This window comes from Sphingomonas sp. URJC2, assembly GCF_059803575.1.
Map to the genome: position 1 here is coordinate 1 of NZ_JAPFGX010000062.1, position 8,609 is coordinate 8,609.

At 57.7% G+C, this 8,609-nt stretch carries 14 protein-coding genes; 6 read left to right on the forward strand and 8 right to left on the reverse strand.

The window, feature by feature from the left end; all coding sequences use genetic code 11:
- Positions 1–203 precede the first annotated feature (203 nt).
- A complete protein-coding gene (locus tag OPU66_RS14390) occupies positions 204–680 on the reverse strand; it encodes a YkgB family protein (protein WP_010339850.1) in 477 nt (158 codons plus the stop codon).
- Between the two features lie 104 nt (positions 681–784).
- On the opposite strand from OPU66_RS14390, the gene OPU66_RS14395 reads away from it, so the two are divergent.
- Both OPU66_RS14395 and OPU66_RS14400 read left to right on the forward strand, forming a co-directional pair.
- Entirely contained in the window at positions 785–1,327 is a 543-nt protein-coding gene (locus OPU66_RS14395) for a MarR family winged helix-turn-helix transcriptional regulator (RefSeq protein ID WP_010339851.1), read from the forward strand.
- 193 nt (positions 1,328–1,520) lie between these two features.
- Positions 1,521–2,132: an SOS response-associated peptidase gene (locus OPU66_RS14400; RefSeq protein WP_066114288.1), complete on the forward strand. Its 612-nt coding sequence runs from the start codon at positions 1,521–1,523 to the stop codon at positions 2,130–2,132.
- Positions 2,133–2,138: 6 nt separating this feature from the next.
- Here OPU66_RS14400 and OPU66_RS14405 read toward each other — a convergent pair whose 3' ends face one another.
- Positions 2,139–2,732 (reverse strand): recombinase family protein, encoded by a 594-nt coding sequence (locus OPU66_RS14405; RefSeq protein ID WP_053556549.1) that lies wholly within the window; start codon positions 2,730–2,732, stop codon positions 2,139–2,141.
- Between the two features lie 237 nt (positions 2,733–2,969).
- Between OPU66_RS14405 and OPU66_RS14410 the strand changes: the two genes are divergently transcribed.
- The 3 genes from OPU66_RS14410 to OPU66_RS14420 are packed head-to-tail and all read left to right on the forward strand — an operon-like array spanning position 2,970 to position 4,551.
- Positions 2,970–3,242, forward strand: coding sequence for an AbrB/MazE/SpoVT family DNA-binding domain-containing protein (locus OPU66_RS14410; RefSeq protein ID WP_053556548.1), 273 nt, complete (start codon positions 2,970–2,972; stop codon positions 3,240–3,242).
- On the forward strand, positions 3,239–3,433 hold the full coding sequence (locus OPU66_RS14415; protein ID WP_498554348.1) for a hypothetical protein: 195 nt from the start codon (positions 3,239–3,241) through the stop codon (positions 3,431–3,433). The genes OPU66_RS14410 and OPU66_RS14415 overlap by 4 nt, the downstream gene beginning before the upstream one ends.
- On the forward strand, positions 3,433–4,551 hold the full coding sequence (locus tag OPU66_RS14420; protein ID WP_062342978.1) for a glutathione S-transferase family protein: 1,119 nt from the start codon (positions 3,433–3,435) through the stop codon (positions 4,549–4,551). The genes OPU66_RS14415 and OPU66_RS14420 overlap by 1 nt, the downstream gene beginning before the upstream one ends.
- 98 nt (positions 4,552–4,649) lie before the next feature.
- Here the strand turns inward: OPU66_RS14420 and OPU66_RS14425 are convergent, their stop codons facing one another.
- The 4 genes from OPU66_RS14425 to OPU66_RS14440 are packed head-to-tail and all read right to left on the reverse strand — an operon-like array spanning position 4,650 to position 6,005.
- Entirely contained in the window at positions 4,650–5,051 is a 402-nt protein-coding gene (locus tag OPU66_RS14425) for a carboxymuconolactone decarboxylase family protein (protein ID WP_081096823.1), read from the reverse strand.
- The gene (locus OPU66_RS14430) at positions 5,048–5,236 is read right to left on the reverse strand and encodes a putative antibiotic biosynthesis monooxygenase (protein WP_062342974.1); all 189 of its coding nucleotides are present in this window, start codon (positions 5,234–5,236) and stop codon (positions 5,048–5,050) included. The genes OPU66_RS14425 and OPU66_RS14430 overlap by 4 nt, the downstream gene beginning before the upstream one ends.
- A gap of 26 nt (positions 5,237–5,262) precedes the next feature.
- Positions 5,263–5,673 (reverse strand): MarR family winged helix-turn-helix transcriptional regulator, encoded by a 411-nt coding sequence (locus OPU66_RS14435; protein WP_230959651.1) that lies wholly within the window; start codon positions 5,671–5,673, stop codon positions 5,263–5,265.
- A gap of 38 nt (positions 5,674–5,711) precedes the next feature.
- Positions 5,712–6,005, reverse strand: coding sequence for a putative quinol monooxygenase (locus OPU66_RS14440; protein ID WP_062342971.1), 294 nt, complete (start codon positions 6,003–6,005; stop codon positions 5,712–5,714).
- Positions 6,006–6,261: 256 nt separating this feature from the next.
- Here OPU66_RS14440 and OPU66_RS14445 point away from each other — a divergent pair, with 256 nt between their 5' ends.
- On the forward strand, positions 6,262–6,555 hold the full coding sequence (locus OPU66_RS14445) for a hypothetical protein (protein WP_067403134.1): 294 nt from the start codon (positions 6,262–6,264) through the stop codon (positions 6,553–6,555).
- A gap of 185 nt (positions 6,556–6,740) precedes the next feature.
- On the opposite strand, the gene OPU66_RS14450 is transcribed toward OPU66_RS14445, so the two are convergent.
- Both OPU66_RS14450 and OPU66_RS14455 read right to left on the reverse strand, forming a co-directional pair.
- Positions 6,741–7,373, reverse strand: coding sequence for an imm11 family protein (locus OPU66_RS14450; RefSeq protein WP_067399893.1), 633 nt, complete (start codon positions 7,371–7,373; stop codon positions 6,741–6,743).
- 198 nt (positions 7,374–7,571) lie between these two features.
- Positions 7,572–8,204 (reverse strand): tyrosine-type recombinase/integrase, encoded by a 633-nt coding sequence (locus OPU66_RS14455; protein WP_053556534.1) that lies wholly within the window; start codon positions 8,202–8,204, stop codon positions 7,572–7,574.
- Positions 8,205–8,609 lie beyond the last annotated feature (405 nt).

Here is an 8,609-nt window from a genome sequence, read left to right on the forward strand (position 1 = left end):
TAAAACCCAACAACAGACGAGGCCCGCACTCCGCTAATTTACGCCGCGACCTGTGCCAAATGTTCTGACGACGGACAAAACCCTCGAAAGCATGTTTTCGAACACCCTATCAAAGCGACAGGGTTTGTCGATCGTTATGGGCTGAGGCGGGTATGGTTCGGCAAAAGCGCAGGTCCGGAGCGTCGCCTATCACCTGTTTGCCGTCACGCGTCTGCTGTCCGTATGGACGCAAGTAGAAGGCACGCTGATGCCGCAAGAAGCACCAGGTCCTTCAACAGGAACTGTCCGGTTCCGGCCGAAATCGCCGGGAACCCGCCAGCGGTCGGCTCGGCGACGCCAGGCGTGCTCAGGAAAAACGTCAGTGTCACGGCATAAGTCAGGCATGACATCGCCGCGCCGAGAGCGGAGGCCGTCTTGTTGAAAGCACCGATAATCAGCGCAGCGGCCGTCGCGAGCTCGACGGTGCCTATAAAATAGCTTCCACCCTGCACCCCAAAAACGGCCGGAATCCAGCTCATGATCGGACTGTTCTTCATCAATGGCGCGATGCCCATCGCTTCATAGCTCGTGAATTTCATGCAACCGAACCAGAGAAAGATGACCACCAGCGCCCAGCGCAGCAACGCGAGAGACCCGCGAGAGCCGGTCGTCTTTTCAGCTATGTGTAATGTCGAAAACATGGTGCCTCGCTTTCATCATGGCGCATGACCTGCCTTCATGCTTAGACAGGCGTGATATATGCGCTGCGCATACACTATACGCCGTCAATGAATGAGGCAACCCTTTGAACGTACTCTCGGACCGGCTCGTCAATCTGTTCGGCGCCCTCGCAGTGGGCATCACCGATCGAATTAAGAAGGCGGCATTCGACCCGACGATACCCGGCGGTGGCGAAACCACCGCGGCGATCGTCGTCATCGGTCACGCGACCGGTCTTTCGATCGACGAATTAGGACGGGTGCTAGGCTTGTCCCACGCGGGGACGGTGCGGCTTGTCGATCGATTGGTTGCAGCCGGGTTCGCCGTTCGATCCAAAGCGCTACGGGACCGTCGTGCAGTAGCGCTGATGCTCACTGAGGCAGGCGAGACTCGCCTATCTGCGATCCTGCAACGAAGAAACGAGACTTTATCCGAAATCCTTAGCCATGTCTCGAATGCTGACCGCCTCGTGCTGGAACGTATTGCCGAGACAATACTTGCGCAGATGTCTGACGACGCTGTCTCGGCGCTGACGATATGCCGGCTCTGCGACGAGAGGCGATGCTACAACTGTCCGATGGATGCCTTTGGAATGCTGGAGTCGTCGACGCATAGAGTCGACCCATAAGTGCGCGCAGAGACGCTTAGCGTATATCTGTGCCCGTTCTATGTCCTGACCCCAAATTGGCCCGTCTCCGTCCCAGACCGCGATCGGGGTGCAAACAAAGGCAGCGGCGGCGGCAAGAATGGTGGCGGGCATGATCTCTTCTTCTATCATACTGCGATGACAGTTGAAGATTCCTGAAGGCTGGGAGGCGTGTATTTGTAACCTGTATCGCATGACCAAGAGCTCGGCCGAGGTCGCTGGGTTGTTCAACGCCGCGCCCGCTGCAGCGAGCAACGCGCCGGGAGAGATCTATCCAGGGTATCCCGGGTTGGTCGTGGCCAACGGATCGATCCGATCGATGGTGTGGGGCTTTCCGCTGTCGCTGAAGAGCAAGAAGTCGGGCCAGCCTCTAAAGCCGAAACCGGTCAACAACGCCCGCACCGACAAGCTGAGCCAGTTCTTCTGGCGGGACAGCTTCGAGAAGCGACGTTGCCTCATCCCCCTTACCGCGTGGGCGGAGGCCGAGGGTCCCCGAGGATCCATGACGCGCACCTGGCTGTCGCTGCCGGACGCGGAGTTGTTCGCCGTCGCCGGCGTATGGCGGTCTTCGGATGAATGGGGTGATTGCTATTCGATGGTGATGAAGGATGGCACTGGTGCCGCGGCCGAAGTCCATTCCCGGATGCCGGTTATTTTGCGAGGCGACCAATATCCGATATGGGAACACGGCTCAGCCGCTGAAGCGTTGACCCTATGCGAGCTGCCATACCAGAGAGATATCAAAGTCGATCGAACGACGGTGCCCTGGGTGCGGACGGGCCGCTAGAATGCACTACTGTCCGGAAGCGAGCTTGGATGCCATGCGCTGGATGGTTCGATAGACTGTTGGGCGCGAAACCGAGAATAACTCGCTCAGCTCACTGATCGAGTGCTCGCCTCCTTCATGCAGCTGGTGCAGATGGCGCTGCTGGCGGTCGGTCAGCTTGGGGGGCTTGCCCTTCAACTTTCCCTTCGCCTTGGCGACCTTCATACCTTCCCGCGTCCTCATCCGGATCAGGTCAGCTTCGAATTCAGCGAAGGTGGCGAGGATGTTGAAGAACATCTTGCCCATAGGATCGCTCGGGTCGTGGATCTGTCGGCCGAGGGCGAGGGCAACACCGCGCTTCTCGAGCTCCTCGGCGATCGCCCGCGCATCGGGGACCGATCGGGCTAGGCGGTCGAGCTTCGGTGCGACCAAGGTATCGCCGGCACGGACGGCGGCGAGTGCCTGCGCAAGCCCTGGCCGATCGCGCGAAGTGCCGGTGAGGCCGTGATCGGTATAGATCCGGTCGGCCGACACACCGAGCTCGGCGAGAGCATGGCGTTGGGCCGTCAAATCCTGCTTGTCGGTTGAACACCGTGCGTATCCGATCAAAGTCCCGGTCATCTGTAACGCTTAGCGCCCCATCAATGAGAATCTAGTCGTACTACCTTAATGAGACGGACTGGTCGACCCCGATTTTGGAGGACGAAAGCCAAATTCTATTGATTGGCGATCGGGCCAAATTTTGTGTCCGTTGAGCGACCCCCTATCGTACAACCAAATTTCTTATGGCGTTGCGTCCTATCTGATTGTGTGCCACTTTTTAAACCGTGGCATATTTGGTCTAAGGTTCAACGTGTGATGACGGCTATTGATCTGAAGGTGGCTGCCAATGGGCGAATGGTTCTTCCGAAGTCCGTGCGCGAAGCAATGGGCTTGTCGGGCGATACGAAGGTGACCGCGATCGTAGAAGCGGGTGGCGTCCGACTTGTGCCCATCGGCCATCGTGTGATGCGCGCACGCGAGCTGTACCTGCAGGCGGTCAAGTCGCCGCGCACCACCGAAGACTTCCTACGCGACAGGCGTGAAGAGGCCGGGCACGACGAAGCGAGCATTAGCGATCCTGCCCCATGAGCGAGGTGGTGCTGGATGCATCGGCCGTGCTGGCGCTTCTGCGTGACGAGCCGGGGGCGGACATCGTTGCCGGCCACATGCCCAGAAGCGGACCAGCCGCAAACGACCCGTTGCAGACATTCGGCGGCATCCTTGTTAGCGGGCAAGCTCAGCGGCCTTGCAGTTTCATATTGAGGAATCAGCCCACCTGATGACAAATGTTCTTGTCCTCTATGGCCTGCCGCACTCGCTCTATACCGGCAAGGTTCGCAGTTACTTGCGCAAGCAGGGCATCGGCTACCGTGAGAGACCGCCCAGCGACCCCCATTTCGCGCAAGTAGTGGTGCCGAGAATCGGGCGGGGCATCATCCCGGTCGTGGAGCTTGCCGATGGTAGCGTCGTGCAAGATACCGTCGACATCATCGATCACTTCGAACGCGCCGGTGTGCGCTATTCTGCCTATCCGAAGACGCCGCGCCAACTCGCAGTCGCGCACCTGTTCGAACTCTATTCGGTGCTTGGCCTGACGCGACATGCCATGCACTACCGCTGGTCCTACCTCGATAGACAGAAAGCTTTTCTGCAAGATGCTTTCGGGGTCGGCGGCAATGCCGAGCGCACCGCCTCGGTGATGGCGCGGATGAACAGCTATCTGCCAATGCTGGGCGTGTCGGACGAGACAATCCCGGCAATCGAGGAAAGCTATCGCCAGCTACTTCAAGGGCTCGACGCACATTTCACACAGCATCCCTATCTGGTTGGCACCCAGCCTTCGATCGGCGACTATTCGCTTTTTGGCCCGTTGTTCGCTCATCTTGGGCGCGATCCGGTTCCGCTCGCAATCATGCAGCGCGACGCGCCCAAAGTTCATCGCTGGGTCGAACGCATGCATGCGCCCGATCTCGACCTTGTGGAATATAACCTAGAGGGCGAACATGGTTTTGCTGCCGGTGATGAGATCCCGGCGTCGCTAAGTCCGGTGCTAGATCAGATCGCTGTCGAACTGCTGCCCGGCCTGACCGATAGGCTGAAGTTTCTGCGCGCTTACGTCGCCAGCGGCGCCGCCAAACCTGGCCAGCCCGTCACCTCCAAACCGCATCAGCGGATCGTCGGCGAAGTGGAAACGTCATTCCGCGGCATCCCCTATACGGGAGGGGTACAGCCCTACACTTTCCTTCTTTGGCAACGATTGCAGGACGCGGCAGCAGATAGCGAATCCGTACGAGACCTATTTGCCGCGCGTTCCCTCTCAGCCCTTCTCGAGGAGAAGCTGCCCATCAGGATCAGGCGCGCCGACAATATCGAAGTGTGGGACGAACGGAGCGACTGACTGCCCCAACTACTCATTTAAGGAAACCGCTACTCATGGCCGCTTTCCACCCAGTTGCGGACATTCGCCTGGGCAGAATTCCTTACCGCAAGCTGCCGTCAATTAGGCTCATCCTGATCGAATTCGCTGGCATCCGAGCTCGAGTAGACTTCCTTGGCGGCTTGCATCCCGTTCAACGCTGCTGGAAATCCGGCATACACGCTCATCTGGATGATAATTTCCTCGATCTCGCTCTTCGTAAGACCGACATTGAGTCCGGCTTGGATGTGGACCTTCAACTGGGGCTGTGCCGTGCCCATCGCCGTAAGGGCTGCGATCGTCGCGATCTCTCGTTCGCGGAGGCCAAGACCGGGCCGTGCGTAGATATCGGCGAACGGGTATTCGATGGTGTAGCGGGCAAGATCCGGCGATATGTCCTTTAAGCTTTCAACCACCTTCTCTCCGGCTTCACCGTCGATTCTGCGAAGATTCTCGAGGCCTCTTTCGAACCTGTCAGTCATGACCATTCCTTCATTAAGCGAGTTGCCAGCGAATGCATCGCTGGAGCAAGCAGCAGACTGATGAGGGGAACAAGGATTGCCGTCAGAATGAGTGTCTGAAATCCAAGCGCCATATCGCTCGCGATGAACCCCAGCAGCTTGAGCATCCCGGTCACAAGCGGCCATACGACGAGCCAGACGAGCATGGTCCGCAATATAACGATCCGGAATGTCATTTGTCGGCTGCTGGATCGGGACGATGAAGGATGGCGAAGTATCCCGGCAGAACCTCGTCGAGCTTGGCTTTCCCCGAGAGAGTAAGGGTCACGTTCCGGGAGCGAGCATCTTCTGAGTTTTCCGAAATCGCGATCAGGCCAGCCCGTTCCAAGCCCTGCAAGGTGCGCGTGACGACGGGCCGCGATACGTCCAGCCTTTCGGCAATTTCACTTGCAGCGAGGCAGTTTCGCTCGGGTTCGCGGTCGATAAGGATCATCATCAAAAAGCGAAGCTGCGAGAGGTCATGGCGCGCGAAGTATGCTTCCAGCTCGCGGATCAGCAGGCTCGCGCGTCGCATCAACCGAAGCGCGTCGAGCACTCTGTCGACATCGACATCGGCGAATTGGTCGGCATAACCGTCGACCATTTGTCGGCTGGGAAGTTCTTTAAGAAAGAACATCAGCCTTACCGAACCGGACGGAGATGAAGGATTTGCGGCTCTTCTGCCAGCCAGTCCCGGTAGGCTTCAAAGACGGCCCGGGTGTATGGTTGATCGTGGTGCGATGCCAGTGCGGCCTCGTCTCGCCATTCCTCATAGAGATACAGTGTTCCGTCCTGTGCATTTTCGCTGAGACGAAACTCCATGCAGCCGGGTTCGGCGCGCGTCTGTTCGATGATCTCGCAGATGGCCTCGCGCGCCTTGTTGTAGTGCGTTGGATGTGGCGCGATCCGTGCGATGATGTTCAACTGATGGATCATGACATTCCTTTAGTTATCATGCTAACTATATAATTCAGGGTGATGGCTGGTCAAGTCCAGAACTTCCTGAAAGCAGACCGTCCGCTAACCACCCAGTTTCAGTCGAAACGGAAGCCTGGGCTTGATCCCAAAAGCGGTCTTGCAGCTTTGCCATGCTTCTGAAAAATTTCTGCCATTCAGGAAGCGACCCCATTGCGGACATTCATCCTGATCGGCATTCTGGGCATGAGCATGTGAAGTTCGGGGAATGTGACCAGTGAGCGAGCTCATCGAATACTGGCCCGGCGCGCTCATCATGTTTGGGCTCTTCTTTGGGCCGCTCATCGCGATCAAAAAGGCCCGAACCGATGCAGCAACGGCTACAATCGTCTGCGCCATAACCTGCGCCCTGTTCCTGGGGCTTTTCATACTCGGGGCCGGTCTGCAATCGCCCTTGGGATACTGGCCCTCGGGATTTTTTCTGGACGCCATCAAGATCGCTGCAACATTCGGGGGCGCGCTTGGACTTTGGATCCTGTTCGTGGTGCGACCGAGATCGTCTAATCGCTGAACGTCGGCCAAACCCGATGCGACCGAGCTGCGAGCGCTGGATAATTTGCTTTCCACCCCAGCTCGTGACCTAGCTGCCAAGTGCGAGGCGACCCAGAAGCGGACCAGCCCCTAACGACCCCATTGCGGCCGTTCCCGAAAACCAGCATAAATCCCTGATGATTATTGCCCATGCCTCTGGCCTCATCATTCTTCGATAACACGAAAACAGGCAACGCCAGTTAGAAGTTTCCTCTGTCCCAGCAATGTGTAGAGTTCATTAGATACAGCGATAGCCGACGTGATTAACTCGTCTGGAACCCACAAATGGGAGCCCCCTATTGCTGATCTTTTCATGACAATATTGCGCGTCTCTGCCAGAGTCTTTAGTCCCAGCATCTTGCGCCCATGTTTGTATTCTTTCGACGGGACATCGGTTTTCTGCCAATCGACGGCATCGGATATTGCCCGGCGAACGTTGATGGCATAATATGAAACCTCAAAGGGTGCCCCGTCGGAGCGAAGCACCTCTACCGCCCTGAATTCGTGAAGCCCGGGCTCCAGGCCATCAATGCAATCACGGAATGGCTGGCTAACCCCCCAGAAGGAGCAGAACCCAACCCAATCGGGAAGCGATTTTCGTGGCGTTTTCAGTCGTGCGCGTTTCGGCCAAAACTGATCGTCGATATCGATGGCCGCGCGGGTGGGACGAGCCGAAACATGAGCAAGACCGCGCTGTTCCAGAAGTTCGTAAGGTATCATTATTTCGGAGCATGATGGCTCCATGTCGAACTTGACGGTCGCTACCGTCGTGTTCTCACGCTCAAGAAGCCAGGCCATTTACTGCGTTCTCTCATTGGCCCGCATGGGGCGTTCTCGCTCCATAAGTTGACTCCGACTTGCGTTCCAGTCGCCACGACGATGGACAGAACGAGCGTTGTCGTGAATGTCAGCTTTCCACCCAATTTCGGTCGATCACGCCATTCTAACGCCGCCTCAAAGCGGCCGACCGAATAGGTCGGTCGACCGCTTGCTGTGTCAGATTTCGGTGCGCTCCGCCAACAGTAAGGCATCCTCGAGGTCGACACCAAGGTACCGAACCGTGTTTTCGATCTTGGTGTGGCCGAGCAGAATTTGGATAGCTCGGATATTGCCGGTGGCACGGTAGATCATCGCAGCTTTCGTTCGCCGCAGCGAGTGAGTGCCGTACTCAGCCTTACGCAAACCGATGGCGGTCACCCACTCATCGACGAGGCGGGCATACTGGCGTGTGCTCATATGGCCATGGAGATCGACGCGGCTCGGAAATAGATAATCGTGAGCCGAACCGCCGCGTCGCTCTAGCCAGGCGATCAGAGTCGCGCGAACATCCGCTGTCAGTTCGAATTGGACGGGACGGTTGGTCTTTTGCTGGATGACAATGGCGCGATTGCGAATGTCCGCGCCAGCAACGACATCGCCAATCTTGACCTTGACGAGATCACAGCCACGCAGTTTGCTGTCGATCGCGAGATCGAAGAGAGCCTTGTCCCGGAGACGGCCTTCGCGATCTAGGTGGAAGCGTATCGCCCAGATTTGCTTCTGCGTCAGAGGTCGCTTGGTGCCAACGGTCTTGCCGGCGTTCCAGGCTGCACGGGCTTGTATTGCGGGGTCAAATCGAGAGTATCCCATGGTTCATCTCCTCGGCCGTCATTGGCCAAGCGGGGAACGCTGAAAGAGGAGGCTTTTGGGCCGCTAGCGGACTGGCGGCTTCTGAACTGGAATTCACGATTTATGTCGTTTGTTCAGGTAGCGCTCGCAGTCCAAATCGTCACCGTCTCGGCGAGAGCGTAAAGGCGTGGGTGTGCCAATAGTTGACCCCAGAGGTGCGGTGATGCCAGGTCCGTTTCGTCACGCTGCGTTAGCGCGGCGCGGCAGCTTCCATCCGGGCCGAACGAAGTGGCACGTATAGCCGTTCGGAATGCGCTCCAGATAATCCTGATGCTCGGGCTCCGCAGGCCTGAGCTGCCCCCTTCTGAGTGGTCCATCGACTATGAGAGTCTGGATCAAGGAAGGGACGACGAATGCCTGCCAAGA

Excerpts from the sequence above, each read along its gene's own strand:
- OPU66_RS14390 (WP_010339850.1), bottom strand. The coding sequence starts at position 680 with ATGTTTTCGACATTACACATAGCTGAAAAGACGACCGGCTCTCGCGGG.
- OPU66_RS14405 (WP_053556549.1), bottom strand. The coding sequence starts at position 2,732 with ATGACCGGGACTTTGATCGGATACGCACGGTGTTCAACCGACAAGCAG.
- OPU66_RS14410 (WP_053556548.1), top strand. The coding sequence starts at position 2,970 with ATGACGGCTATTGATCTGAAGGTGGCTGCCAATGGGCGAATGGTTCTT.
- OPU66_RS14415 (WP_498554348.1), top strand. The coding sequence starts at position 3,239 with ATGAGCGAGGTGGTGCTGGATGCATCGGCCGTGCTGGCGCTTCTGCGT.
- OPU66_RS14420 (WP_062342978.1), top strand. The coding sequence starts at position 3,433 with ATGACAAATGTTCTTGTCCTCTATGGCCTGCCGCACTCGCTCTATACC.
- OPU66_RS14425 (WP_081096823.1), bottom strand. The coding sequence starts at position 5,051 with ATGACTGACAGGTTCGAAAGAGGCCTCGAGAATCTTCGCAGAATCGAC.
- OPU66_RS14430 (WP_062342974.1), bottom strand. The coding sequence starts at position 5,236 with ATGCTCGTCTGGCTCGTCGTATGGCCGCTTGTGACCGGGATGCTCAAG.
- OPU66_RS14435 (WP_230959651.1), bottom strand. The coding sequence starts at position 5,673 with ATGGTCGACGGTTATGCCGACCAATTCGCCGATGTCGATGTCGACAGA.
- OPU66_RS14440 (WP_062342971.1), bottom strand. The coding sequence starts at position 6,005 with ATGATCCATCAGTTGAACATCATCGCACGGATCGCGCCACATCCAACG.
- OPU66_RS14450 (WP_067399893.1), bottom strand. The coding sequence starts at position 7,373 with ATGGCCTGGCTTCTTGAGCGTGAGAACACGACGGTAGCGACCGTCAAG.
- OPU66_RS14455 (WP_053556534.1), bottom strand. The coding sequence starts at position 8,204 with ATGGGATACTCTCGATTTGACCCCGCAATACAAGCCCGTGCAGCCTGG.